General features: G+C 74.4%; 24 protein-coding genes and 1 pseudogene. 13 read left to right on the top strand and 12 right to left on the bottom strand.

The genetic code is table 11. From position 1 onward, the window contains the following. Nucleotides 1-199: 199 nt before the first annotated feature. The 6 genes from OG429_RS29415 (at nucleotide 200) to OG429_RS29390 (ending at nucleotide 6,574) form a co-directional block, all read left to right on the top strand. Nucleotides 200-1,222, top strand: coding sequence for a 3-oxoacyl-ACP synthase III family protein (locus tag OG429_RS29415; RefSeq protein ID WP_328928262.1), 1,023 nt, complete (start codon nucleotides 200-202; stop codon nucleotides 1,220-1,222). Continuing rightward, nucleotides 1,219-1,962, top strand: a complete 744-nt coding sequence (locus OG429_RS29410; protein WP_328928261.1) for a glycosyltransferase — start codon at nucleotides 1,219-1,221, stop codon at nucleotides 1,960-1,962. Before OG429_RS29415 ends, OG429_RS29410 begins: the two co-directional genes overlap by 4 nt. Continuing rightward, on the top strand, nucleotides 1,962-3,437 hold the full coding sequence (locus OG429_RS29405; protein WP_328928260.1) for a class I adenylate-forming enzyme family protein: 1,476 nt from the start codon (nucleotides 1,962-1,964) through the stop codon (nucleotides 3,435-3,437). The genes OG429_RS29410 and OG429_RS29405 overlap by 1 nt, the downstream gene beginning before the upstream one ends. Continuing rightward, nucleotides 3,434-4,522 (top strand): cytochrome P450, encoded by a 1,089-nt coding sequence (locus tag OG429_RS29400; protein WP_328928259.1) that lies wholly within the window; start codon nucleotides 3,434-3,436, stop codon nucleotides 4,520-4,522. The genes OG429_RS29405 and OG429_RS29400 overlap by 4 nt, the downstream gene beginning before the upstream one ends. Continuing rightward, nucleotides 4,519-5,421, top strand: a complete 903-nt coding sequence (locus OG429_RS29395) for an NAD-dependent epimerase/dehydratase family protein (RefSeq protein ID WP_328928258.1) — start codon at nucleotides 4,519-4,521, stop codon at nucleotides 5,419-5,421. The genes OG429_RS29400 and OG429_RS29395 overlap by 4 nt, the downstream gene beginning before the upstream one ends. Nucleotides 5,422-5,521: 100 nt before the next feature. Beyond that, on the top strand, nucleotides 5,522-6,574 hold the full coding sequence (locus tag OG429_RS29390) for an alpha-hydroxy acid oxidase (protein WP_328928257.1): 1,053 nt from the start codon (nucleotides 5,522-5,524) through the stop codon (nucleotides 6,572-6,574). 34 nt (nucleotides 6,575-6,608) lie between these two features. On the opposite strand, the gene OG429_RS29385 is transcribed toward OG429_RS29390, so the two are convergent. The 8 genes from OG429_RS29385 to OG429_RS29350 all read right to left on the bottom strand — a co-directional run bounded on the left by OG429_RS29385 (nucleotide 6,609) and on the right by OG429_RS29350 (nucleotide 13,960). Continuing rightward, nucleotides 6,609-7,202: a GTP-binding protein gene (locus OG429_RS29385; RefSeq protein WP_328928256.1), complete on the bottom strand. Its 594-nt coding sequence runs from the start codon at nucleotides 7,200-7,202 to the stop codon at nucleotides 6,609-6,611. Continuing rightward, complete coding sequence (locus OG429_RS29380) at nucleotides 7,189-7,557, bottom strand: DUF742 domain-containing protein (protein WP_328928255.1); 369 nt, start codon at nucleotides 7,555-7,557, stop codon at nucleotides 7,189-7,191. The genes OG429_RS29385 and OG429_RS29380 overlap by 14 nt, the downstream gene beginning before the upstream one ends. After that, nucleotides 7,557-7,970, bottom strand: a complete 414-nt coding sequence (locus OG429_RS29375; protein WP_328928254.1) for a roadblock/LC7 domain-containing protein — start codon at nucleotides 7,968-7,970, stop codon at nucleotides 7,557-7,559. Before OG429_RS29375 ends, OG429_RS29380 begins: the two co-directional genes overlap by 1 nt. Next, nucleotides 7,967-10,219 carry a sensor histidine kinase gene (locus tag OG429_RS29370; protein ID WP_328928253.1) on the bottom strand — a complete coding sequence of 751 codons (2,253 nt, stop codon included), beginning with the start codon at nucleotides 10,217-10,219 and terminating at the stop codon, nucleotides 7,967-7,969. The genes OG429_RS29375 and OG429_RS29370 overlap by 4 nt, the downstream gene beginning before the upstream one ends. A gap of 477 nt (nucleotides 10,220-10,696) precedes the next feature. Continuing rightward, nucleotides 10,697-11,104, bottom strand: a complete 408-nt coding sequence (msrB, locus tag OG429_RS29365; protein ID WP_328928252.1) for a peptide-methionine (R)-S-oxide reductase MsrB — start codon at nucleotides 11,102-11,104, stop codon at nucleotides 10,697-10,699. Between the two features lie 15 nt (nucleotides 11,105-11,119). Then, nucleotides 11,120-12,517 (bottom strand): UDP-N-acetylmuramate--L-alanine ligase, encoded by a 1,398-nt coding sequence (gene murC, locus OG429_RS29360; protein ID WP_328928251.1) that lies wholly within the window; start codon nucleotides 12,515-12,517, stop codon nucleotides 11,120-11,122. Nucleotides 12,518-12,574: 57 nt separating this feature from the next. Then, entirely contained in the window at nucleotides 12,575-13,042 is a 468-nt protein-coding gene (locus OG429_RS29355) for an indole-3-glycerol phosphate synthase (protein ID WP_328928250.1), read from the bottom strand. A 135-nt stretch (nucleotides 13,043-13,177) separates the two neighbouring features. Continuing rightward, a complete protein-coding gene (locus OG429_RS29350; protein WP_328928249.1) occupies nucleotides 13,178-13,960 on the bottom strand; it encodes a pyrimidine reductase family protein in 783 nt (260 codons plus the stop codon). A gap of 36 nt (nucleotides 13,961-13,996) precedes the next feature. Here OG429_RS29350 and zapE point away from each other — a divergent pair, with 36 nt between their 5' ends. The 4 genes from zapE (at nucleotide 13,997) to OG429_RS29330 (ending at nucleotide 18,084) form a co-directional block, all read left to right on the top strand. Next, nucleotides 13,997-15,106, top strand: coding sequence for a cell division protein ZapE (gene zapE, locus OG429_RS29345; protein ID WP_328928248.1), 1,110 nt, complete (start codon nucleotides 13,997-13,999; stop codon nucleotides 15,104-15,106). Nucleotides 15,107-15,170: 64 nt separating this feature from the next. Beyond that, nucleotides 15,171-15,599, top strand: coding sequence for an OsmC family protein (locus OG429_RS29340; RefSeq protein WP_328928247.1), 429 nt, complete (start codon nucleotides 15,171-15,173; stop codon nucleotides 15,597-15,599). Between the two features lie 124 nt (nucleotides 15,600-15,723). Then, complete coding sequence (locus OG429_RS29335) at nucleotides 15,724-17,079, top strand: alkaline phosphatase PhoX (RefSeq protein WP_328928246.1); 1,356 nt, start codon at nucleotides 15,724-15,726, stop codon at nucleotides 17,077-17,079. Nucleotides 17,080-17,178: 99 nt separating this feature from the next. Then, nucleotides 17,179-18,084, top strand: a complete 906-nt coding sequence (locus OG429_RS29330) for a polysaccharide deacetylase family protein (protein WP_328928245.1) — start codon at nucleotides 17,179-17,181, stop codon at nucleotides 18,082-18,084. A gap of 9 nt (nucleotides 18,085-18,093) precedes the next feature. On the opposite strand, the gene OG429_RS29325 is transcribed toward OG429_RS29330, so the two are convergent. From OG429_RS29325 to OG429_RS29310, 4 genes and pseudogenes are all read right to left on the bottom strand, one after another. Continuing rightward, complete coding sequence (locus tag OG429_RS29325) at nucleotides 18,094-18,285, bottom strand: hypothetical protein (RefSeq protein WP_328928244.1); 192 nt, start codon at nucleotides 18,283-18,285, stop codon at nucleotides 18,094-18,096. 14 nt (nucleotides 18,286-18,299) lie between these two features. Further along, the gene (locus tag OG429_RS29320) at nucleotides 18,300-18,941 is read right to left on the bottom strand and encodes an ABC transporter (RefSeq protein WP_328928243.1); all 642 of its coding nucleotides are present in this window, start codon (nucleotides 18,939-18,941) and stop codon (nucleotides 18,300-18,302) included. Continuing rightward, a pseudogene (locus OG429_RS29315) lies at nucleotides 18,938-19,776 on the bottom strand (ABC transporter ATP-binding protein). The gene OG429_RS29320 and the pseudogene OG429_RS29315 overlap by 4 nt, the downstream one beginning before the upstream one ends. Then, on the bottom strand, nucleotides 19,773-20,447 hold the full coding sequence (locus OG429_RS29310) for an AIM24 family protein (protein ID WP_328928242.1): 675 nt from the start codon (nucleotides 20,445-20,447) through the stop codon (nucleotides 19,773-19,775). Before OG429_RS29310 ends, OG429_RS29315 begins: the two are co-directional and overlap by 4 nt. Before the next feature lie 71 nt (nucleotides 20,448-20,518). On the opposite strand from OG429_RS29310, the gene OG429_RS29305 reads away from it, so the two are divergent. From OG429_RS29305 to OG429_RS29295, 3 genes are all read left to right on the top strand, one after another. Continuing rightward, the gene (locus OG429_RS29305; RefSeq protein ID WP_328928241.1) at nucleotides 20,519-21,271 is read left to right on the top strand and encodes an aminoacyl-tRNA hydrolase; all 753 of its coding nucleotides are present in this window, start codon (nucleotides 20,519-20,521) and stop codon (nucleotides 21,269-21,271) included. 148 nt (nucleotides 21,272-21,419) lie between these two features. Continuing rightward, nucleotides 21,420-22,772 (top strand): DUF692 domain-containing protein, encoded by a 1,353-nt coding sequence (locus OG429_RS29300; RefSeq protein ID WP_328928240.1) that lies wholly within the window; start codon nucleotides 21,420-21,422, stop codon nucleotides 22,770-22,772. Beyond that, nucleotides 22,769-23,824 (top strand): TIGR04222 domain-containing membrane protein, encoded by a 1,056-nt coding sequence (locus OG429_RS29295; RefSeq protein WP_328928239.1) that lies wholly within the window; start codon nucleotides 22,769-22,771, stop codon nucleotides 23,822-23,824. The genes OG429_RS29300 and OG429_RS29295 overlap by 4 nt, the downstream gene beginning before the upstream one ends. Nucleotides 23,825-23,943 lie beyond the last annotated feature (119 nt).

The raw sequence follows: 23,943 nt of genomic DNA, 5'->3' as shown, positions 1-23,943 counted from the left end.
CAGCCGGAGAACGGAAGGGTCACCGCCGGCGGCCCGCGCGTCTGGCGAAGACGGTAGGGGAACCGTTCGCAGCGCAACAGCCCCCGGAGTCACTGCACTTCGGGGGCAGAACGCCGGCCGGGGTACTCATTCCGGCCTGTGCGCCGATCTGAGCATCCGTACTCAGGCCCGGGAGAAGGCGGCTTGTCATCGTGTGGGCATGTCCTTTCAGCCAAGTGACCAAGGGCCGCGCGCCGGGATAACCGCCGTCGGCAGCCTGCTGCCCGAGGACGTCCTGTCCTCGGACTCCCTCCAGCGGGAGGTGGCCCGCCGCAGCGGCCTCACCCTGCCGCCGACTCTGCTGACGCAGGCCACCGGGATCCTCTCCCGCCGCGTCGCCGGTGAGGGGGTGTACGCCTCCACGCTCGCCGTGGGAGCTGCCCGCCGGGCCCTGGACACCGCCGGCCTGTGCCCCCTCGACATCGACCTGCTGGTCTTCGCCTCCGCCTCCCGCGACATGGTGGAGCCCGCCACCGCGCACATCGTGCAGGCGGAGCTGGGCTCGCGGGCCCATGCCGTGGACGTCACCAACGCCTGCAACAGCTTCGTGAACGGGATCGACCTCGCCCGGTCGATGGTCCTCTCCGGGCGGGCCCGGCGGGCCCTGGTGGTCACCGGGGAGACCCCGAGCCGGGCGGTGCGCAAGGACCCCGCCGACTTCGCCGAGTTCCGCAGCGGCTTCGCCGGCTACACCTTCGGCGACGCGGGGGCGGCGGTGGTCGTGGAGGCCGTGGCGCGGGGCGGGATCCTCGACGTGGACACCGAGACCCACTCGGAGCACTGGGAGGTGGGGGGCATCCCGGGCGGCGGCTCGCGGCACCCGCGCGGGGACGAGCACACCTACTTCCGCGGCGACGGGCACGAACTGCGCGGCGTCTTCGAGAAGGTGGGCACCGCCGTCATCGACCGGACGCTGCACCGGACGGGGATGGACTGGGACGGCTTCGCCAAGGTGCTGGTGCACCAGGTGACGGTGCCGTATCTGGAGCGGTTCGCGGAGCTGACCGGCGTGCCGACCGGGAAGCTGGTGGTGACGGTGCCCGAGCTCGGCAACATCGCGAGCGCGAGCATCGGGATCCAGCTGGACCGGGTCTTCACGGAACTCGACCCCGGGGACCGGGTGTTGTTCGTGGGCCTCGGCGGCGGGATCAGCATCATGACGATGGTCTGGGAGAAGTCGTGAGCAGCCCGATGTGGGTGGTCGTGCCCGCGCACGAGGAGGAGGCCCGCCTCGCGCAGACCCTGCGGGCCCTGGCCGCGCAGCGGGACCGGGACTTCACCCTGCTGGTCGTCGACAACGCCTCGGCGGACCGGACGGGCGCCATCGCCCGGGAGTTCGCGGCGGGCGCGCCGTTCCCGGTGGAGGTGATCGAGGAGCCGCAGAGGGGGGTCGGCTCCGCCGTGGACACCGGCTTCCGGTACGCGATCGGCCGCGGCGCGGCCCTGCTCGCCCGCACGGACGCCGACTGCCTGCCCCGCCCCGGCTGGACGCGCGCCGCGCGGGCCGCCCTCACCCGGAGCCCCGGGCTGGTGTGCGGGCGGATCACCGCCCGGCGCGACGAGCACGGCCCGCTGGGCCGGGCCGGTTTCGGCCTGCTCGTGGCGCTCGCCGCGCTGTTCGGGCGGCTGCGGCCCGGGCACGCGCGCCGCAACGGCTTCCGGGCCCCGTACCGCATGCACGCCGGGAACAACATGGCCATCACCGCCGAGCTGTACCTGGCGGTCGGCGGCATGCCCCGGCGCCCCTCGCCGACCGACCGGCTCTTCCTCAACGCCGTACGCCGCCACACCGACCGCATCGTCCACTGCCGGCAGATGGTCGTGGAGAACTCCACGCGGCGCCTGCGTGCCTACGGGATCGCGGGCACGGCCCGCTGGTACCTCGACCAGGGAAGCGGCAGCCACGGAACGGATCCCCGCTGATGCTCGACCGTCTCGACCACGCGCTGCGCAGCCGCCCCGAGCGGCCGGCCGTACTCTCCCCCACCCGTACGGGTACCTCCCGGGTCCGGGCCACCCGCGGCGAACTCGCCGAGCTGTCCGACGCGTTCGCCGCCGCCCTGCACGCGCGCGGACTGCGCGCCGGGGACACCGTGGGCGTCGCCGTCCGGCCCGGGCCGCGGGCCCTGGCCGTGCTGCTCGCCCTGTGGCGGCTGGGCCTCGCCGGGGCCGTGCTCGACCCCGGCGCGGGGCCCGACGTGCTGCGCGCCCGGCTCGCCCTGGCCCGGCCCTCGCTGGTACTGGCCGACGCCGCCGCGCAGGCAGTGTCGGGCTGGGCCCGGCCGCTGGCCCGCCGCGCGCGGCTCGCGCTGCCTGACCTCGCCGAGCTGGGTCCGGTCGCCACCGTCGGGCCCCGGCTGCCGGGTTGCGCGCCCGCGCTGGACCTGGCGGCGCCCCGTACGGGCGTGCCCGTCCACCGGGACCACGACGGCGACGCGGTGATCGTGTTCACCTCCGGGACCACGTCCCGGCCGCGCGCCGTGGTCCACACCCGGTCGAGCCTGGCCGCCGGGATGGCCACGGTCCACACCCTGTTCGACGCCGCCCCGGACCGGCCCGTCCTCGGCGGCACCTTCTTCGTCCTGGTCCCCTCCCTCACGCGCGGCGCCCCCGTCGCCCTCCCGGCCCGCGACCCCCGGGTACTGGCCCGCCAACTTCACCGGCTGCGGCCCCAGGACACCTATCTGACCCCGCCCGTGCTGCGCGACGCGCTGGGCGCGGGCGCCCGCTTCCACGGCCGGGTCTGGACGGGCTCGGCCCCGGCCGGGGCCGGGCTGCTGGAACGGGTGCGGGAGGCGGGCGCGGCGCAGGCCTGGGGGGTGTACGCGCTCACCGAGCTGTTCCCGGCCGCCGCGGTCGAAGCCCGGGAGAAGTCCGCCTTCGACGGCCCGGGCGACCTGGTCGGCGCCCCGCTGCCCGGAGTCACCGCCAAGCCCGACGCGGACGGGCAGCTGCTCCTGTCCGGGGCCGCGGCCCGCCACCGCTACCTGGGCGAGGAGCCCGACGCGTGGGTGCGTACGGGCGACCGGGCACGGCTGGACGGCGCGGGCCGGATCGTCCTCGCAGGCAGGGCCAAGGACATGGTCCTGCGCCGGGCGGAGAACATCTACCCGGGGCTGTACGAACCCGCCCTCCACGTACCGGGGGTGGAGCTGGCCCTGCTCGTCGGGATCCCGGCGGGCGAGGGGGACGAGCGGCTCGTCGCCGTCGTGCAGCCGGAACGCGGGGTACGTGAACCCGCGCTGCGCGCCGCGCTGTCGGGCCCGCTGCGGCGGATGGGCACCGCCCGTCCCGACGCGCTGGTGTTCGCCCGGATCCCGCTGTCGGGGCGCTCGCGCAAACCGGACCGGGCGGCGACGGCGGCCCTGGCGGCCCGACACTTGGGCGGGTCGGCATGAGGGGGCAGGCGCGGGCCCGCAGGCGCGACCGGCGGGTCTATCTGGGCGCGCATCCGCTGCTGTTCGCCCTGCTCGCCGCCACGCGCGGGCGGGCCGTGCGCCGGCTCGGGCGGACCCTGCTGGTGCACGACGCGGACGCCTACCGCCAGGCGCTGACCCGGCTCCCGCTCGACCGTACGGCGGCGGGGACGACGGGCGGTGCCGCGCGCTCCGCGCTGCGGGGCGGTGAGGGCGTGCTCTTCGACCAGGAGGGCGGGGAGCACCGGGCCGAGCGGCGCGCTCTCGCGGGCGGGCTCGGGGCGGAGGGGGTGGAGGACCTGCGGTCGATGTGGCGGCCGTTGCTCCTACGCCGCCTCGCGCCGCTGGCTCGCGGCGCCGAGGTGGACCTCGTCGGGCTGGCGCGGGAGCTGGCCGGGTCGGTGGTGTGCGCCCTGCTGGGCTCCGCCGCCGATCCGCGGGAGCTGGCGGAAGCGGCCGGCGAGGCCGCGGCCGCCTCCGTACGCAGTCACCTGCCCGGCCCGCGCCGCCCGGGCGCCGAGGCGGAGGCCGCCCGCTGCGCGGAGCGGCTGCGACGGCTGCTCGGTGCGGGTGACGGGGCCCTGTCCGCGATGGTGGCGGTCGCCGCCGTCAACACCACGGTCGCGGCGCTGCCCCGGGCCGTGGCGTGGTGCGCCGACGCGGACCTGTGGGACCAGGCCGCCGACGAGGCGCTGCGGCCGGTGCTGGCCGAGGAGCTGCTGCGGGTCACCGCGGCCTCGCCGCTGCTGCCCCGGGTGGCCGCGACGGACGGGACGGTCGGGGGCTGCCCGGTGCGCGGCGGCGACCGGCTGCTGCTGGTGGCCCGGCACGCCGCCCAGGCGCACCGGCGCGACCCGGACGCCGTGCGGCCGGCCGGTCCGGGCAGCGCCCGGCTGGTGTTCGGGGCCGGATCGCACGCCTGTCCCGGGGCCCGGCTTGCCCAGGTCCAGCTGGCCGACGTCCTCGGGGCGCTGGCCCCGTACCGCCCGGTGGTGGCCCGGGCCCGGGTGGACCGGCGGGCCGCCCTGCCCGGCTGGCGTTCCCTGACCGTACGGGCGGCGTCGTGATCGCCGTCACGGGCGCCAGCGGCTTCTGCGGCGGGCACGTCGCCCGCGCGGCCGCGGCGGGCGGGGAGCAGGTGGTGTGCCTGGGCCGCAGACCGGGCCCGGTGGGCGAGCACCGCTTCTGGGACGCCGCGTCGGGCGCACCGGATCTCTCGGGCGTGGAGGTCGTGGTGCACTGCGCGGCGGCCGTGGGAGATCCGGCGCCCGGCTCGCGGGCCGAGGCGTCGATGCGCGCGGTCAACGTGGACGGTACGGAGCGGCTGCTCGCGGCGGCGGGCGGGCGGCCGGTGGTGTGGATGAGCAGTGCCAGCGTCTACGACCCGCGCCACGACCGGAGCCTGGTCGCCGAGGACCATCCGCGCGGCGGGCAGCTCAACGCGTACGGGAGGACCAAGGCGGCGGGCGAGGCCCTGGCGCTGGCCGCGGGGGCGGTGGTGCTGCGGCCGCGGGCCGTCTACGGGCCCGGGGACACGCAGTTGCTGCCCCGGCTGCTGTCCCGGGTCCGGGCGGGGACCCTGTTGCTGCCGGGGCCGGACGTCCGGCTGAGCCTGACGGCGGTGGAGAACCTCGCCGACGCCGCTCTGGCGGCGGCGCTGTGGCCTCCGGGCGCCTACAACGTGGCGGACGCCGAGCCGTACGGCCGCGACGAGGCCGTACGGGAGGTCCTGCGGGCCCACGGCGTACGGGCCCGGATCCGGCACCTGCCGCTCGGGGTGGCCCGTACGGCGGCCCGGCTCGCGGAGGCCCTGGCGAGCACGGGCCTCGGCGCCGAACCGGCGCTGAGCCGCTACGCGGTGGACCAGCTCGCCCACTCGGTGGTCCTGGACACGGGCAGGGCCCGGTCCCGCGGCTGGACCCCGGGCCGGACCCTGGAGGACCACCTCCGCTCGGTGCGCAGGTGAGCCGCCGGGATTCGGCCGAGGTCACTGCGGACGGCGGTTCGCCGGGAGGACTTCCGGCAGGATCTCCCTGACCGACCCGAGGGACAGGGAGATTCACGACGTGATCAACCGGACAACTCTCAGCGTTCCGGAGCTTGAGGAAGCGGCACGCGATCGTCTGGACCGCGCCGCCTACGACTTCTATGCGGCGGGTTCCGGCGAGGAGATCAGCCTCGGCGAGGCCCATCGCGCCTGGCAGGAATACCGGCTGAAGCCGCGCATACTGCGCGATGTCTCCGAGCTGGACACGTCGGTCGCGATACTCGGCACGGAGCTGGCCTCGCCCGTGATCGCCGCCCCGACCGCCTTCCATTCGATGGCGGACCCGGAGGGCGAGGTGGCGACCGCCCGGGGCGTGGCCGGGGCCGGCTCGCTGCTGGTCCTCTCGTCCAGGGCCACGCGCGAGGTGGAGGACGTGGCGGCCGCTGCCGGACCGTGGTGGTTCCAGGTGTACGCCCTGCGCGACGGGAAGCTGACCCGGAGCCAGGTCGAGCGGGCCGCGGCGGCGGGCGCCCGGGCCCTGGTGCTGACCGTCGACGCCCCGTACGTGGCCGCCAAACCCCGGGTCCGGCGGCCGCTGCCGCTGTCCGCGCAGGACCGGCTCAGCCGCGACGTGGGCCTGGACACGCGCAGCAGTTCATGGGAACAGGACCCCTCGATCGGCCCGGAGACGATCGCCCGGCTCGCCCGGGAGTCCGGTCTCCCCGTGCTGGTCAAGGGCGTTCTGCGGCCGGACGACGCCGCGGCCTGCGTGGACGCGGGAGCGGCGGGCGTGATCGTGTCCAACCACGGCGGCCGCCAGCTGGACCGCTCCGTGTCCACGGCCGCGGCCCTGCCCGAGGTGGTCCGTGCGGTCGGCGACCGCGTCCCGGTCCTGGTCGACGGCGGGATCCACACCGGTACGGACGTACTGACGGCGCTGGCCCTCGGCGCGCGGGCCGTCCTGGTGGGGCGGCCCGTGCTCTGGGCCCTGGCGACCGGCGGGTCCGAGGGGGTCCGCTCGCTCTTCGAGTCCTACCGGGCCGGCCTCGCCGAGTCCATGGCCCTGGCGGGCGCCCCGTCGGTGCGCGCGATCACGTCCGACCTGGTGGTTCCCCCGCACCGGGCCGGGTGACCGCGGGCCCCGTCGTTCAGCCGGTTCGACCGCTTCAGACGGTCGCCACGGCCTCCGCGTTGGCGATGAGCTGGTCGAGGAGCGAGAGCAGGCAGGCGCGGACGTCCTGGCGGGAGCGGGCATCGAGCATGAGGACGGGCGTGTTCGGGTCGCGCAGGTGCAGGGCCGCTCCGATCTCCTCTGCGGTGTACGCCTGTTCGCCGTGGAAGCAGTTCGCGCCGACCACGAAGGGCAGTCCGCGGCTCTCGAAGAAGTCGACGGCCGGGAAGCTCCGGTCGAGGCGTCGCGTGTCGACCAGCACGATCGCCCCGAGCGCCCCGTTCAGCAGGTCGTCCCACATGAACCAGAAGCGTTCCTGGCCCGGCGTACCGAACAGGTAGAGGACGACTCCGGCGTCGGTGAGGGTGATCCGGCCGAAGTCCATCGCCACGGTGGTGACCGCCTTGGACTCGATTCCGTCGAGGTCGTCGACGCCGACACCCGCGGCCGTCAGCCGCTCCTCCGTACGCAGCGGCTCGATCTCGGAGATCGTCTCCACCAGGGTCGTCTTCCCGACCCCGAACCCACCGGCGATGAGGATCTTGACCGGAGCCGATTCCTGAGTGGCGGGGGTGTCATATCCGGGCAAGGTTGTCCCTGATTCTCATGAGCAGGTGGACGTTGGTGGTCTCGGCGCCCTCCAGGGGCGGCCGGTGGTGGATCAGCCCGCGGTCGGCCAGTTCGCCGAGGAGCAGCGTCATCGGGGTGAGACGGATGTGCATCCGCGCCGCGATCTCGGCGACCGCCAGGCCGCCGGGCTCCGCGCACATGGCCAGGACGGCCTGCCACTCGGTGGGCAGGCCGCCTCGGGCGTCCTCGGCGACCGCCGCCGTGATCGTGGTGTCCATGGTGAGGACGGTGTGCGGTGCGGCTGTACGGCCGTCGGTCAGGGCGTACAGCCGCGTCCGGCGGCGTCTTGCGGGCCGTGGCTCGTCTTCCGCCATTACGAGGTCGGGAGAGGGGCGCGCTCGGGGGTGCCCAGCCACTCGCCGAGCGCCTGGGCGGTCCGTACGGCCTCGCCGCCCAGCTCCCCGAGCCGCGCCTTGCGGGAGGTCACCACGATGAGGGTGCTGCCCTCCCCGCACCCGACTATGCAGAGGTACCGGTCGTCCATCTCCACCAGCTGGCGGATGACGCGGCCGCCGTCGACCTCCCGGGATATCGCCTTCATCGTGGCCGCGATGCCGGAGGCCGCGGCCGCCATGCGCTCGGCCTGGGGCTGGTCCAGCAGGTAGGCGCTCAGCCTGATGCCGTCGTTGGACAGGAGCACGGCTCCCTGGATGCCGGCGATCCTGCTCAGGTTGTTGTCCAGGACGCTGTAGATCGCGTCGTTGGATGTCGCAGTGTTTGTGGTCATGGCTGATCCCGTCGGAGCTCTTCTTCCACTGTCTGGGTCCCCTGTTCGTAGTCCGCCCAGGCGTCGGCCACCTCTTCGGGTGTCGCCGTGTCCTGCGGGACGGCTGTTTCCGGTGCGCGAGGGGCGCGCAGCTGCTCGGCGATGTGGGCCTGCGGGACGCGCTCGGGGAGGGCCGGCCGCGTGGGGCCGGCCGCCGGCGCCGGTGCGGGCGCGGCCGCGGCTGCGGCCACGGCCCCGGGCACCTTCGTACCGCGGCTCGGCAGCCCGGCGCCCGTGTGCAGGACCAGCTCGGGCTTGCGTTCCTCGGGACCGAGCGGTGCGGGGGCGGAGGGAGCGGCTGCGGGCGCCGCCTGGGCCGGGGCCGGGGCCGGGGCAGGGGCCGGGGCCGGCCTCGCGGGTTCGCGCGGCGCTTCCCCCTCGGTCGCCACCAGCAGCTCCCCGGGAAGGATCACCACGGCGGAGGTCCCTCCGAACACCGAGCGGCGGAGGGTGACCGTCGCCCGGAGCTGGTCGGCGAGGTGGCCGACCACGAAGAGCCCCAGCCGGTGCGCGTTCTGCGCCAGGACGGAGTACGGCGGGGCCTGGTGCAGGCGGCCGTTCATCTCCTCGTACCTCTCGGGAGTCACCCGCGGCCCACGGTCCTCGATCTCGACCGACAGCCCGTCCGCCACCAGTTCGGCGCGGATGACCACCTTCGACCGCGGCGGGGAGAACCGGGTGGCGTTGTCCAGCAGTTCCGCGAGCAGGTGGCTGATCTGGCTGATCACGCGCGGTTCCACGCTGGTCTCGTCCAGGGCCTGCCGCTCGATGCGGCGGAAGTCCTCGACCTCAGCGGCGGCTTCGCGCAGCAGGTCGGCGACGCGCATGGGCGCGGTGTGCGGGTCGGGGACCTCGCCGCCCGCCAGGATGAGGAGGTTCTCGATCTGCCGCCGCATGCCCACCGTCAGCTGGTCGGCCCGCATCAACTGTGCGAGCAGTGCTTCGTCGTGGCCGAAGGTGTCCTGGAGGTCCTCGGTGAGGCTCAGCTGGCGGCTGACCAGGTTTCCGGTGCGCGAGGCGATGCCCGCGGCGAACAGACCGAAGCCGTGACGCTCGGCCGCGAGCTGCCGGTGTCCGTCGACGGATACGGCGACGGCCCGGGCGAACGCGTCGCTGACGCGTCCGACCTCGTCCCGGTCGCCGCGCACCGCCGGCAGCGCCGCGGCGTCGACGGTCTCCCCGCGCTGGAGCCGGGCGACGACGTCGGGCAGGGTTTCCTCGGCGACGGTCACCGTGCGCTCGTGCAGGACGTGCAGGCGGCGGAGCACCGACCGCGTGGTGAGCACGACCACGAGCACGACGGCCAGCAGTCCGCCGCCGCTTCCGCCGATCAGCCAGGCGACCTCGGTCTGTAGCTCTTCGGCCTTGGCCTCGCCGCGCGTGAGCACCTGCCGCGCACGGTCGACGTTGAGCGTGGCCATCTGCACCGAGAAGTTCTCGTGCGCGGACCGCCAGTCGCCGACCTCGGCGGGCAGCTTGATGCCGTATTCGATGTCCTTGTGGTCGGAGACGATCGCGTTCTCGATACGGATCTTCGTCTGCCAGTCCGAGGAGGCGAGGATCCGCTCGTAGAACCGCCGGTCACGCTCGGACAGATACGGCGCGATCCATGTCTCGTTGAGGTACCGCTGGGACCCCATGGCGCTGATGAACTGGTCGAAGGAGGCGGAGTTCAGCTCCCTGGACGGCCCGGCCAGGGCCAGGATCGAATCCTCGCGCGCCACCATCTCGGTGGCCGAGAGCATGGGCACCACGGGCCGGCTCTCCTGCGCGAGTTCAGCGTCTTCGGCGTGGCTGAACTCCTGCTGGTACACCTGGATGATCGCGCCGATCGCCCCGGTGTAGTAGGCGAGCATGCCGTCGGCTCCGCCGCTGCCGGCATCCGCACGCTGGCGGTTTGCGGCCAGGCCGTCGAGCCGATGGTTCACTCCCCCGAAGGCCGCGGCCGAATCGGCCGCCAGCCGACGGAACTCGGCCGCAGCCCGGTCCGTCGCCTCCCGCCGGTCCCGCAGCTCCTCCTCGGCGCCGGCGGCGCCCGCCCACCGCGCGGCGGTCACCGTCCGCTCGGCCTGCAGGTCGACCATGAGCGTGTACAGCGGTACGCCCAACCGCTCGGCGGCCGCGACATCGGCCCGCAGGCGCTCCGACTGGGCCAGCAAGCGTTGAGCGGTCACGGCCACTTGGGTGCCCATCGCCACGGTGGGGATCACCGCCAGCAGGATGAGCAGAGTACGCAGGCGTACGGTACGCCGCCGACGAGACGTCGACTGCCCTCGTGCGCCTTCGGGTTCTATGGGAGACATCGGTCCTCGGGGGCGGGGGGACGAGCTGCGGACATCGGGGGCAGCGGTGGCAGCGGTGGCAGCCCAGCATCCGAGACTTGCGCCGGCCTGGGGTGGGGACGGGCACAACCGGTGCGGCTGTGGCGGGATGTGAGGGTGCCGATCATAACCAGCCACACCGAAGAAGCGGATAGATGTCTTCCGCGGCAAAATCGTCGTATCTGCGGCAGAACCGCGCAGACCGGAGACCGGAGACCGGATCGCAATCCAACCGCGATGTCCCCGAGATCACGGGCCGCGCCCGGCAGGGCCCCGGAGCCCGGGCCGCGCGGCACCGCCTCGCCCTGCTCCGGCGCGGTGACCGCCGGCGGTGTCACGCGGAGCAGGGCGAGCGGACCGAAGGTGTCAGGCCTCGTCCGGGGTGAGCCGCAGGGAGATGGAGTTGATGCAGTACCGCTGGTCCGTCGGCGTCGGGTAGCCCTCGCCCTCGAAGACGTGGCCGAGGTGGGAGCCGCACGCCGCGCAGCGGACCTCGGTGCGGACCATGCCGTGCGAGGTGTCGGCGATCAGCTCGACGGCCTCGGTGTCCTTCGGGTCGAAGAAGGACGGCCAGCCGCAGTGCGACTCGAACTTCTCCGTGGAGCGGAACAGCTCCGCCCCGCAGCCGCGACAGGAGTAGACGCCTTCCGTCTTGGTGGACGTGTACTCACCGCGGAAGGCCGGCTCGGTGCCCGCGAGGCGCAGCACCTGGTACTCGGACGGGGTCAGCTCCGCCTGCCACTGCTCGTCCGTCTTCTCGACCTCGTACGCCATGACGTTCCCGCTCCCTCAGTTCGACAGGCGGGCGAGGATCTGAGGCCCCAGATCCGTGACGTCGCCCGCGCCCATGGTGAGAACGAGATCACCGGGCTTGGCCATTCCCGCGATGACGTCGGCGACGGCCTCCTTGGAGTGCTCGGCGGTGACGTCGGCGCCCGCGGCCCGGGCGGCGGCGATGATCAGCTCGCTGGTGATGCCGGGGATCGGGTCCTCGCGGGCCGGGTAGATGTCGAGGACCACCGAGGCGTCGGCCAGGGCCAGGGCCTGGCCCATCTCCTTGCCCAGCTCCTGGGTGCGGGAGAAGAGGTGGGGCTGGAAGACGACCAGGATGCGGGAGTCCCCGGCGGCGCCGCGGATGGCCTCCAGGTCGGCGGTCATCTCCGTGGGGTGGTGCGCGTAGGAGTCGATCACCTGGACGCCGGCCGCCTCGCCCTTGAGCTGGAGGCGGCGCTTGACCCCGGTGTACTTGCCGAGGGCGGAGGCGAGGTTGTGCGCCGGGATGCCGAGGGCCACGCCGGCGGCCAGCGCCGCGACGGCGTTGTGCGCGTAGTGGCGGCCGGGCACGGAGACGGTGAAGGTGAGCATCCGGCCGTCGAGGACGACCGTGACCTCGCTGGTCAGCCCGCGCGGGGTGATCTTCGTGATCCGGACGTCGGCCTCGGGCTCCTCGCCGTACGTGACGACGCTCAGGCCCTCCCGGCCGGCGACCCGGCGGGCGATCTCGGCCGCGCCCTCCTGGCCGTGGGCGACGACGAGCGTGCCGCCGGGCACGACCTTGGAGACGAAGGTCTCGAAGGACTCGTAGATCTCCTCGATCGACGCGTAGTTCGCGTGGTGGTCAAGCTCCGCGTTGAGGATGATCGCGACCTGCGGGCTGTACTTGTGGAAGGTGCGGTCGCTCTCGTCCGCCTCGGCGACGAAGATGTCGCCCTCGCCGTGGTGGGCGTTGGAGCCGGGGGCGTCCAGGTCGCCGCCGATGGCGTACGAGGGGTCCAGACCCAGCGCCGAGAGGGACACCGCCAGCATCGAGGTGGTGGTGGTCTTGCCGTGCGTACCGGCGACGGCGATCGGGCGCAGCCCGTCCATCAGCGCGGCCAGCGCGTCGGAGCGGTGCACCACGGGGATGCCGAGCTCGGCGGCGCGCGCCAGCTCGGGGTTGTCGGCGCGGATGGCGCTGGAGACGACCACGCAGGTGGAGTCGTCGGCGAGGTTGCCGGGGGCGTGGCCGCCGTGGACCGTGGCGCCGTGCGCCCGCAGCGCGTGGGCGGTGTCGGAGTCCCCCCGGCTGTCGCTGCCGGCCACCTGCGCGCCGCGCTGGGCCAGGATCTTCGCGATGCCGGACATGCCGGCGCCGCCGATGCCGATGAAGTGGGGCCGTTCCATGGCGGTCGGCAGGCCGGGCTTCATTCAGGTCGCTCCAGGATCGAGTGCTGTACGTGTGCGCGTGGGCTGTGCCCGCCCAGCCTATTCGTTGTGGGCGAAGAGCTTGAGCACCGGAACGCCGACCATGTGGCGGGCCCGGGAGGCCCAGTCCCGGTGGAAGAACTCCTCCACGAAGTGCGGGGCGGTCAGGACGATCACCTCGTCGGCCCCGGTCTCCTCCACGACGGTCTTCAGTTTGTCGAGCGGGTGGTCCCCGATGAGCTGCCCCGTGGCGCCCGCGCCCTTCTGGCGCAGGGCGTTCAGGGAGTGCGCGAGGGCGTGCGCCGCGGGGCCGCGGGCGGCATCGCCCTCGGGCTCGTCGCCCTCGCGGATGGCCTCGGGGAGCTCGCCGAGCGCTACGTCGTCGATGGCGCGCAGCAGTCGGTCCTGGTCTCCCCGGGGTTGCATGAGGACGACGAAGGAGACCTGGTCGTCTCCGTGCAGGGTGGTGACGAAGTCCACGTCCACCGAGGTCAGCGGCTGCTCGATCATCAATACGCTCGTGAACACGGACGCCCTCTCCTTCATGGGCCGAGGCCGGCTGGCCGGCCCCTGCGGAAACCATCCTGCCCCGCTGTCGCACGGGGCCTGCGCAGGTATATGTGCCCAGCGAAAGCTAAGCGGAACGACAAATTCCGCCCCTTGTCAGATCCGACGGTAGCTCGTGAAGAGGAACCCGGCCTCTTCCAGTACACACGCGGGCGCGAGCCGGTGCGGAACCGTGACGGAGGGGCCTCCGGAGATCCGCTGGGCGTCCCCGGCGGTGAGCATCGGCGAGATCGTCAGGCACAGCTCGTCCAGCGCGTCGGCGGCCACGAACTGGCCCAGCAGCCGTGGCCCGCCCTCGGTGAGCTGGCGGCGCAGCCCCCGCCCGGCGAGCTCCCGTACCGCGCGGGCCGGGTCCACGCCCGCCCCGTCGCCCGCCACCACGACCTCGGCGCCGGCCGCGCGGGCCGCGGCCACCCGGTCCGCGGGCGCGGCGGCCCCCGTGACGACCAGGGTCGGCACGAGCGGGGAGGTGAACAGGGGGAGCGTGAAGTCGAGGTCCAGGCTCGCGGTGACCACCGCGATGGCGGGGGCGGGGCCCTGTCCGGCGGCCGCGCGCCGGGCGGCGAAGGCCTCCCGCGCGCGGGCCGGGCGGTAGCCCTCCTGGCGAACCGTTTCCGCGCCGACGACCACCACATCGGCCAGCGCCCGCAGGGTGCCGAAGATCCGCATGTCGGTCTCGCCGGAGATGGGCTGCGAACGGCCGTCGTGCTGGGCCGCGCCGTCCAGGGTGGAGACCATGTTCGCCCGCAGCCAGTGGGCACCCTCGCCCAGAGCGGGGTACGCGTACGCATCCGCGAGCTCGTCCAGCGACCACTCCCGGTCGGCCGGGGCCTGGGACGGGGCTGGTGTCTGATCGGTCACAGGGAACAGGCGTCGCATCGGTGCAGTGTGCCACGCCCCGTAGAGTTAAGTGCTGTGTCAACATCACTCTCCACCTCCGGTGCCCCGTCCGGTCGTCCCCCGATAGCCGATGTGGGACCCCAGGCCCTGTGCGCCCGCGAGCCGCGGGTGCCCGCCGAACGACTGGTGGCCGAGATGGTGCCGCCGCCGCGTTTCGACTCGGTGCGCTTCGACACGTACAACCCGGACCCGTCCCAGCCGAGCCAGACCGAGGCCGTCACGGTGCTCAGCGGTTTCGCGGCGGGCCTCGGCGGCGCACACGCCACCGGCGCGGGCAAGCGCCGCTGGTTCGCCAGGACCGCGAAGAACACGCCCCCCACCGCCCCGCGCGGGGTCTACCTCGACGGCGGCTACGGCGTCGGCAAGACCCACCTGCTCGCCTCCCTGTGGCACGCCACCGCGGCCGAGCCCGCGCTCAAGGCCTTCGGCACCTTCGTGGAGCTGACCAACCTGGTCGGCGCCCTCGGCTTCCAGCAGACGGTGCAGACCCTGGGCGGGCACCGGCTGCTGTGCATCGACGAGTTCGAACTGGACGACCCGGGCGACACCGTCCTGGTGTCCTCGCTGCTCAGCCGCCTGGTCGAGCAGGGTGTGGCGCTGGCCGCCACCTCCAACACGCTGCCCGGCAAGCTCGGCGAGGGCCGCTTCGCCGCCGCCGACTTCCTGCGCGAGATCCAGGGGCTGTCGGCGCACTTCCGGCCGCTGCGGATCGACGGCCAGGACTACCGCCACCGCGGCCTGCCGGAGGCCCCGGCCCCCTTCTCCGACGAGCAGGTCACCAAGGCCGCGTACGCGACCGAGGGCGCGAGCCTGGACGACTTCCCCGGCCTGCTCGACCACCTGGCCCGGGTCCACCCGAGCCGCTACGGCGCGCTGACCGACGGGATATCCGCGGTCTGCCTGACCGACGTCGGCCCGGTGCCGGACCAGTCGACGGCCCTGCGGCTGGTGGTACTGGCCGACCGCCTGTACGACCGCGAGGTCCCCGTCCTGGCCTCCGGGGTCCCCTTCGACCGGCTCTTCAGTGACGAGATGCTGAACGGCGGGTACCGCAAGAAGTACTTCCGCGCCATCTCGCGGCTCACCGCGCTGGCACGCGACGCGAAGCCCCTGGTCTCGCAGTAGGTTTGGGCACGCCGGGCACCCTGGCGGGTGTCCGGTCGTTTCCACTTCTGCGAAGGGATCCACCATGGCCGCCACACGCAACGCACACGCCGTCTGGGAAGGCGACCTGCTCCAGGGCAAGGGCGTCGTCACCCTCGACTCGTCCGGCCTCGGCAACTACCCCGTCTCCTGGCCCGCGCGCACCGACGAGGCGGCGAACGGGCGGACCAGCCCGGAGGAGCTCATCGCCGCCGCGCACTCCAGCTGCTTCAACATGGCCTTCTCGAACGTACTGGCCAAGGCCGGCAACCCGCCGGCCAAGCTGACCACCTCGGCCGCGGTCACCTTCGTACCCGGCAAGGGCATCACCGGCATCCACCTCACCACCGAGGGCGAGGTCCCGGGCCTGGACAGCGACGCCTTCGTCGCCGCCGCCGAGGACGCGAAGAAGAACTGCCCGGTCAGCCAGGCCCTGACGGGCACGACGATCACCCTGAGCGCCAAGCTCGTCTGATCCGCCACGGCTCCGGCGGGGCACACCCCCGCCGGAGCGTGCCGCGTGGTACCACGGGCCAAGGGGGCACCCACCCCCAGCAGCAGCTGGGGGACATCTCCAGTTCTGCCACGGGGAGTTGCCCATGTCCGTGACCCGACGCAGCCTGCTCGCCGCGGGCGGGATCGCCTTCAGCGGGGCGCTCGGCGCCCTCTTCACCGGACGGGCCGGCGCCGCCCGGCCGACCCGGGGGTACGGGCCCCTCCTGCCCGATCCGCGCGGGCTGCTCGACCTGCCCGCGGGGTTCACCTACCGGGTGCTCTCCCGCGCGGGCGACCGGCTGCGCTCCGGCGAGGGCGCCGTCCCCGCCAACTGCGACGGCATGGCCGCCTTCGGCGCCGACGGCGGCGGCGTGCGGCTGGTCCGCAACCACGAGAACCGCACCACGGCCGCCTTGCGCGTCCCCGCCGTCGACGGGCTCACCTACGACCCGCACGCCCTCGGCGGCTGCACCGTCCTGGAGCTCGACCCGGCGGGTGCGGTGACCGGCGAGCGGGTCGCCCTCGCGGGTACGGCGGTCAACTGCGCGGGCGGCCGGACCCCTTGGAACACCTGGCTGAGCTGCGAGGAGACCGAGGACCGCGCGGGCACCTCGGGCTACGCCAAGGACCACGGCTACGTCTTCGAGGTGGACCCCGCGGACCCCCGCCGCAGCGGACCGGTCCCGCTCACCGCGATGGGCCGCTTCGCGCACGAAGCCGTCGCCGTGGACCCGTACCGCGGGGTCGTGTACGAGACCGAGGACGCCTTCGTCGAGCCGTTCGGGCTGTTCTACCGCTTCCTGCCCGCCCGCCCCCTCGGCGGAACCGGCTCGCTGCGGGCCGGCGGCGCCCTGGAGGCGCTGCGCGTGCCGGGGCTGACGGACCTGGCGGTGGTGGACGAGCCCGGGGCCGAGTTCCCGGTGGAGTGGGTCCCCGTACCGGACCCCTCGGCGGCCGGGACCGCGATCCGGTTCCAGGACTTCGGGCCGGGCGGGATCACCCACGCGCAGAAGCTGGAGGGCTGCTATTGGGGCGCCGCCGCGCAGCGGCCCGGCGTCCACTTCGTCTCCAGCTACGCCCGTACCCGCGAGGGCGCGGGCGCCGACCACCACGGGCAGGTGTGGTTCTACGACCCGCTGCGCGCCCGGCTCCGGCTGGACGTGCTCTTCGGTCCGGCCACCGACGTCCAGCTGCCCGGGGACTCCCCCGACAACATCTGCCTGGCCCCGGACGGCGGGCTGATGGTGTGTGAGGACGGCGGCGGGGCGCAGTACGTTTTCGGCGTGACGGTCGGCGGCGAGGTCTATCCGGTGGCCCGCAACGCCGAGGACATCGGGCGGCCGGGCGCCCCGGAGTGGGGGGAGTTCGCCGGGGTCACCTTCTCCCCCGACGGGCGGACGATGTACGTCAACGCCTACGCCCCGGGGACCACGTTCGCGGTGACCGGCCCGTGGCAGTGACCTGGCGACCGCTGAGGCATCCGATGCTCCGAAGGGTGACTTCGCCGTAGAGGAGCGCCGTGCACGACCACTTTCCAGATAGTCATATATTTTGCCTGTGTGACCAATTCTGTGCGCAAAGTGGCGGCCGTAGCCGTCCTCAGTGCCGCCCTCGCGGGTTGCGGGGGCGGCGCCGACACCCCGGACGCCGGCCGTGCCGCCCGTCTGGGCACCCCCGCGGCGACCTCACCCGGCTCCGCCACGCCGCCCGCGGCCGGTTCCGCTCCGTCCTCGTCCGCCGCCCCGCAGCCCGGCGCACCCGGCAAGGCCCCGACCCTGGCACCCGGCCCGGGCGGCCTGACCCCGGTGTTCGAACGGGCTAAGCAGAGCGGCGACAAGACCGTGGCGCTGACCTTCGACGCCGACATGACCGCCGATCAGGGGCCGCGCGCCGCGGACGGGGAGCACTTCGACAACCCCCAGCTGATCACGACGCTGCGCACCCTGAAGGTGCCGTCGACGATCTTCATGACGGGCCGCTGGGCCGAGGAGTACCCGGACCAGGCGAAGTCCATCGGCACGGACGCGAACTTCGAGATCGCGAACCACTCGTACAGCCACTACGCCTTCAAGTCCCCCTGCTACGGGCTGCCCGCGCTCGACGGCGCCGCCGCCCGCGCCGACGTGGACCGGGCCTTCGCCGCCTTCCACAAGGCGGGGGCGGTCAACACCGTCCCCTACTTCCGCTTCCCCGGTGGATGCTACGACGACCAGGCGCTGCGGTCCCTGTCCACGGCCAAGGTGACGGCCGTCCAGTGGGACGTGGTCAGCGGGGACGCCTTCGCGAAGGACCCGGCCGCGGTGGCCGAGCAGGTGCTCGCGGGCGTGAAGCCCGGCTCGGTGGTGGTCATGCACTGCACGCGCAGCGCGGCGCCGGTCACCGAGGAGGCCGTCCGGAAGGTCGTCCCGGAGCTGCGCAAGCGCGGCTACCGCTTCGTGAAGGTCTCCGAGCTGATCGGGAAGTAGCCGCCGGATTCAGCCGGAGCAGGCCGTGCGCTGCGCTTCCTGCCATTCGCACACGGGGCAGAGCACCACGCCCGGGGTCGCGACCCCGTACTCGGTGGGCCGGCCGCACTCCAGGCAGTCGGCGTACGGCGGCCCCGCCACGGCGGCGACCGGGGCCGCCGGGGCGGGGCAGTACGACGCGTCCTGTTCGGGCTGGTCCATGCCCACGAGCGTACTCAGCCCCGCCGCGCGGCGGCCCGGCAGGCCAGGGCGCCCGCCGCGCAGGCCAGCGCCAGCGCCCCGGCCAGGGCGCCCGCCGCCGGCTGCGCCGAGCCCGTGACCAGCCCCGTCACCGCCACGCGGGCCGGGGAGCCCGCGGTGACCACGGCCAGCAGGCAGCCGAGGCCGGCCGCCGGGACCGCGTAACCGGGAGCCCTCAGCAGCGGCCGGCTGCACAGCGCGCCCACGGCCACCCCGGTCAGGGCGCACACCAGTACGCCCGCGGCCCCGGCCAGGGCGGCCGCGGCCGGGCCCGCCCCGGGCTCCCTCCGGCCGATCAGCAGCACCGCAGCGGTGGCCGCCGCCCCTGCGAACAGCGCACCGCCCAGCGCGGTGAGCAGGGCCGCCGCGTGCACCCGCAGCGGACCGGCAGCGGCGGCGGCGCAGTCACGGGCGGCGTCGGGTTCGTTGGTCACGCAGACCCGCACCAGCCAGGCGGCCACCGGGACCAGCGCCGCGGCCGCGTACCCCAGCGAGTCGAGCACCGGGTCGCCCGGGCGCACCCCGACGGCCACGAAGGCGGCGTACAGCAGCACGGGCGCGAGCCAGCGCTGCGAGCGCAGCAGTAGGGCGCCCTGGTAGCGCAGCAGACCGGTCACGCCGACTCCCGGACATCGCGGATGTGCCAGGACGGGCGGGCGGTGAGCAGTTCGCGCAGCACCGCGTCGGACCGGGCGGCGGGCACGGTCAGCCGCACGCCGCCGCCGGGCGCGGGCTCGGCGGCCAGGCCGGGGGGCTGTTCGGCGCCGGGCGGTCCGACGGCCTCGATCCGTACGTACGGCCCCGCATGGACGGGTTCCCGTACGGGGACCAGCGCGACCCCCTCGATCCGGTGGTGCGCATCGGCCGCCCCGGCGAGCCGCGCGGGGTCGTGGTCGACGAAGACCACGGTGCCTCCGGCGGCGGTCCGCTCGGCGACGGCCCGGTCCAGCTCGGCGCGGGCCGGCGCGTCGAGCCCGGTCCACGCTCCCCCAGCTACCGCTGGGAGGTACCCCCACGTCGAGGACGAGCAGCCCGGGTTCGGCGAGCAGGGCCTGGGCGACGGCCACCTTCTGACTGCTCCCCTTGGAGAGTTCGGCCAGGGGAGTGTGCGCGTACGCGGCGGCCCCGAACCGCTCCAGCCACTCGGCAGCCCGGTCCGCCGCCGCGCGCGAGCCCGTGCACGCGGCCCATGTGAATCAGGTAGGCCGTCGCGGTCAGCGGCAGCGCCGCCGGGAAGCGCTCGGGCACGTACGCCGTGCGGGGCGGGCGCCCGGTGATCCGCCCCTCGGTCGGGGTGTCGATCCCGGCCACGAGTCGCAGCCAGGTGGACTTGCCGCCGCCGTTGCGGCCTTCGATGCGCACCAGGGCGCCGGGCGGCAGGTCCAGTGCGACCCCGCGCAGCACCCAGGGCCGCCGCAGTCCGTAGCGGCGGCCCACGGCGGTCAGCTTCAGTGTCCCGCCGCCACTTCGGTCACCTCGCTGGGCCGGACGATGACGAAGCCCTCGCCGCTCAGCTTCAGCTGGACGGCCTCGCCGGAGCCGCCGCGGATCATCGAGCCGACCGACTGGGAGCGGTGCAGGCCGGTCTCCAGCTTGGCGCTCCAGCCGACCACCGCGTCCGTGTCCACGTACACGGGGGCCTGCGGGGTCACCGGGATGATGATCGGGTTGCCGTCGCAGACCACGGCGAGCTTGCCGGTGCCGGTGAAGACGCTGTTGAAGAGTCCGCCGCCGGTCATGCCGGCGCCCTTCACCATCTTGATCTCGTAGGACAGGGTCGGGTCGAAGCAGAGCACGTTGCGGCCGTTGATGGTCAGCGCGTCGCCCGGCTCGAAGTCGATGATGAAGCAGTTGCCCGCCTCGTGGGCGAACCAGGCCTCGCCCTGGCCGCGTACGGACATCAGCGCCAGGCCCTCGCCCGTGACGGCGCGCTTGAGCATGCCGCCTATGCCCTGACCCTTGCGCTCGAACTGGAGGTTCCCGCGGAAGGCCACCATCGAGCCCTGGCGGGCCAGCATCTCGCCGTTGACGGCGTACTTCACGGACTTGGCGTTCTGCAGGGTCATCCCGGGGGCGACGGCTGCCTGGACGAGGTTCTCGGACGCGAAAAGATCACTCTTCATGGCCCCGATCCTCACCCGGAGCGCCCACCCGGGGCATCATCCTGAAGGCGGAGCCTGGCATCCTTGGCGGGATGAGCAGCCAGCACACCGACGACACCACCGGCGTACCCGCGGTCGGGGCGGACAGCCCCTTCCGGCAGGAGCACGTCCTGCGCGACGAGGCCCCGCAGTTCGTCCTGCCGCTGGTGGTGCGGATCGAGAAGGCCGAGCCGCCCGCCCGGACGGACGCGCTTCAGACGGCGGCCCGCGCGGTGCTGGTCCTGCTGACCGACGAGCGGTCGCGGGGCGAGGGCGAGTGGGCCGAGGCCGTCCGCGACTGGCAGGACGCGCGGATCCGCAAGGTGGTCCGCCGGGCGCGCGGGGCGGAGTGGCGCAAGGCGCAGACCCTGCCCGGCGTCACGGTGCACGGTGACACCTCGGAGGTACGGGTCTTCCCGCCGGTGCCCCTGGACGGCTGGCCCAAGGAGCTCGCCAAGCTCCAGGTGTCGGGCACCGACCTGGACGACCCGGAGCCGGTCACCGCGGCCACCGGGCCGGACCTGCCCGTGCTGTGGCTCAACCCCGATCTCGACATGTCGGCGGGCAAGGCGATGGCCCAGGCCGGGCACGCCGCGCAACTGGCGTGGTGGGAGCTGACGGACGCGGAGCGGGCCGCCTGGCAGGAGTCCGGTTTCGCACTGGCCGTACGGACGGCGCCGCGCGAGCGGTGGGCGGAGCTGAGCACCGGCGGGCTGCCGGTCGTCCGCGATGCCGGTTTCACCGAGATCGCTCCCGGCAGCGCGACGGTGGTCTCCGACCACCCGGCCCTGCGGGCCCGGCTCTGACGGACTTCCCGGTCGGACGGACTTTCTCCGGTCCGGCGGAACCTCAAATGTTGCTCTGAACGTCCCTCTTCGCGGTTGGCTCGACTCCGCCGGGGCCATCACTTCGGCACACGGCGCGATGAGATGCGCCGGGAGGGGGGCGAAAGACATGAAGCCCATGGCACACCTGGGGGTGGGCATCGGCTGGCGGCCGGAGATCGCGGACGCCGTCGAGCGGCTGCCCGGCCTGGACTGGGTCGAGGTGGTGGCCGAGAACATCTGCCCGGGCCACCTGCCCGAGGCTCTGCTGAGGCTGCGCGAGCGGGGCACCCGCGTCGTGCCGCACGGGGTCTCGCTGGGCCTCGGCGGCGCCGATCGCCCCGACCCGGCGAAGCTGACGGCGCTCGGGGAACGGGCGGTGGCGCTGGGGGCGCCGCTCGTCACCGAGCACATCGCCTTCGTCCGCACCTCCTCGCCCGCGCTGGAGGCCGGGCACCTGCTGCCGGTGCCGCGCACGCGCGACGCGCTGGACGTGCTGTGCGAGAACGTACGCATCGCGCAGGACGCGCTGCCCGTGCCGCTCGCGCTGGAGAACATCGCCGCGCTGATCTCGTGGCCGGGCGAGGAGCTGACGGAGGGGCAGTTCCTGACGGAGCTGGTCGAGCGGACCGGTGTGCGGCTGCTCATCGACGTGGCCAACCTGCACACCAACCGGGTCAACCGGGGCGAGGACCCGGCCGCCGTGCTGGACGCGATCCCGCTGGAGGCGCTGGCGTACGTACACGTGGCGGGCGGGGTCGAACGGGGCGGTGTCTGGCACGACACGCACGCCCACCCGGTGCCGCCGTTGGTCCTCGACGTGCTCGCCGAGCTCCGCTCCCGGGTGGACCCGCCGGGCGTCCTCCTGGAGCGGGACGACGACTTCCCGCCGGAGCCGGAGCTGGCGGGCGAGCTGGCGGCGATCCGCGCGGTACTGACGGCGGGCCCGGCGGCCACGGCACCCGCCGCCCCCGGCGTCCCCGTCGGCTCTGCCGCACCCGCCGCACCCGATGCACCCGCAGCACCCGACCGGCCCGTTGCCGCACCGGATCCCCGCCCCGCCGGGGACGACGGGGCCGCGCGTACCCGCGTAGGGCTCGGGCAGGCCGCGCTGCTGTCGGCGCTGGTGGCCGGAACGCCCGTGCCCGAGGGGTTCGACCGGCAGCGGATCCGGGTGCAGGCCCGGGCACTGGCCGCCAAGCGGGCCGACGTGGTGGCCAGGCTGGCTCCGGAGCTGCCCTCGATCCTGGGCGGTGACGAGCCGTACCGCACTGCCTTCCTCGCCTATGCCAAGGGCCGTCCCATGACCGGCGGATACCGCCGGGACGCGCTGGACTTCGCCGAGCACCTGCTGATCCAGGACCTGCCGGCCGACCCGGCCGCCCGGCGCCGGCTCACGGCGTGGTGGCGCGACCGGGCCGGGGCGCGGCCGCCCCGGCGGGTGGCGCGCTGGGCCCGGGCCCTCGTGGGGAGGGCCGCGTGAACCTCCTCGCCCTCGCCCTCTGGATCGCCGTCGCCGCCTCCAGCGGCCTGCTCTTCCTCGGCCTGCGCCGGGCCCGGCCGCGTCCGGCCGGACCGGCGCCGGTCCTCCACGACCTGTCCGAGGCCGCGTTCATGACGGGCGGCCCCGGCAACGTCGTGGACACCGCCCTCGTCTCGATGCTCGGGGACGGCCGGCTGATCATGGGCGGCCCCGGGATCGTCCACGTGAGCCCCGGGGCGCGGGCGGGCGACCCCGCCGAGCGCGCGGTCCTGCAGGCTCACCGCGGCGCGCCCTCGGGATGGCTCTACCAGCTGCGCTACGCCGCCATGCTCGACCCGGCCGTCCAGGAGACCGGGGACGCGCTGGCCGCCCGCGGGCTGCTCTCGCCGCCCGGATGGGGGCGGACATGGCGGCGCTGGGGCCTGACCCAGGCCGTGGTGTGCGGATTCCTCGTGCCGGTGTCGCTGCCGCTCACCTTCGTCGGGTTCGCCGTCGACCCCGGCACGCAGGTGCCGTTCATCGTCAAGGTGCTGCCCGTCCTGCTGCTCGGAATCGTGGCGGGCGGGATCTGCGCGGCGCGGGCCAGAGCGCGGATCACCCCGGCCGGGCAGCGGGCGCTGCGCGACATCCGCGCGCGCTACGTGAACGACCGGACCCCGCAGGCGCAGACCGCGTTGTCCGGCCTGCGGGGCCTGCGGGACCCGTACCTGCGCGGGCAGCTGGTGCCCGCCGCGCGCGGCACCCGGCTGGCCGCGGCCCAGTCGCGATCCCGTCCGCACCACTCGGACCCGGGCTCCTCGCACACGTCCTCCGCCGACGTCCTGCCGGTGGTCTGGTGCGCCGCGAGCGACGGCGGCGGGAGCGGAGGGGGCGGTTCGAGCTGTGGCTCGGGATCGGGCTGCGGGTCGTCCGGCAGCAGCTGCGGGGGAAGCGGCTCCAGCTGCTCCGGAAGCAGCAGCTCCAGTTGCTCGGGCAGCAGTTCCAGCTGTGGCGGCGGCAGCAGTTCGAGTTGCAGCAGTTCGTCCGGCTCCAGCTGTTCCAGCAGCTCCTGATCCCGGTACGGCTTGGAGGAGCGCTACGGCAACCGGGGGCGGATCGCGTGGCAAGGGGGGTACGGATCCCGACACACCCGGCGCCGGCTGTACAGGGAGGTGGCCCTGGAATCTCATCG

Source organism: Streptomyces sp. NBC_00190 (assembly GCF_036203305.1).
Lineage (GTDB): Bacteria > Actinomycetota > Actinomycetes > Streptomycetales > Streptomycetaceae > Streptomyces.
Note: the sequence above shows the minus strand (reverse complement) of the source record. Positions and strands in the feature narration are given on the sequence as shown.

Coding starts and splice junctions, on each gene's coding strand:
- OG429_RS29415 (WP_328928262.1), top strand. CDS start 200: ATGTCCTTTCAGCCAAGTGACCAAGGGCCGCGCGCCGGGATAACCGCC.
- OG429_RS29405 (WP_328928260.1), top strand. CDS start 1,962: ATGCTCGACCGTCTCGACCACGCGCTGCGCAGCCGCCCCGAGCGGCCG.
- OG429_RS29400 (WP_328928259.1), top strand. CDS start 3,434: ATGAGGGGGCAGGCGCGGGCCCGCAGGCGCGACCGGCGGGTCTATCTG.
- OG429_RS29380 (WP_328928255.1), bottom strand. CDS start 7,557: ATGGCGGAAGACGAGCCACGGCCCGCAAGACGCCGCCGGACGCGGCTG.
- OG429_RS29375 (WP_328928254.1), bottom strand. CDS start 7,970: ATGACCACAAACACTGCGACATCCAACGACGCGATCTACAGCGTCCTG.
- msrB (WP_328928252.1), bottom strand. CDS start 11,104: ATGGCGTACGAGGTCGAGAAGACGGACGAGCAGTGGCAGGCGGAGCTG.
- murC (WP_328928251.1), bottom strand. CDS start 12,517: ATGAAGCCCGGCCTGCCGACCGCCATGGAACGGCCCCACTTCATCGGC.
- OG429_RS29350 (WP_328928249.1), bottom strand. CDS start 13,960: ATGCGACGCCTGTTCCCTGTGACCGATCAGACACCAGCCCCGTCCCAG.
- OG429_RS29340 (WP_328928247.1), top strand. CDS start 15,171: ATGGCCGCCACACGCAACGCACACGCCGTCTGGGAAGGCGACCTGCTC.
- OG429_RS29335 (WP_328928246.1), top strand. CDS start 15,724: ATGTCCGTGACCCGACGCAGCCTGCTCGCCGCGGGCGGGATCGCCTTC.
- OG429_RS29325 (WP_328928244.1), bottom strand. CDS start 18,285: ATGGACCAGCCCGAACAGGACGCGTCGTACTGCCCCGCCCCGGCGGCC.
- OG429_RS29310 (WP_328928242.1), bottom strand. CDS start 20,447: ATGAAGAGTGATCTTTTCGCGTCCGAGAACCTCGTCCAGGCAGCCGTC.
- OG429_RS29305 (WP_328928241.1), top strand. CDS start 20,519: ATGAGCAGCCAGCACACCGACGACACCACCGGCGTACCCGCGGTCGGG.
- OG429_RS29300 (WP_328928240.1), top strand. CDS start 21,420: ATGAAGCCCATGGCACACCTGGGGGTGGGCATCGGCTGGCGGCCGGAG.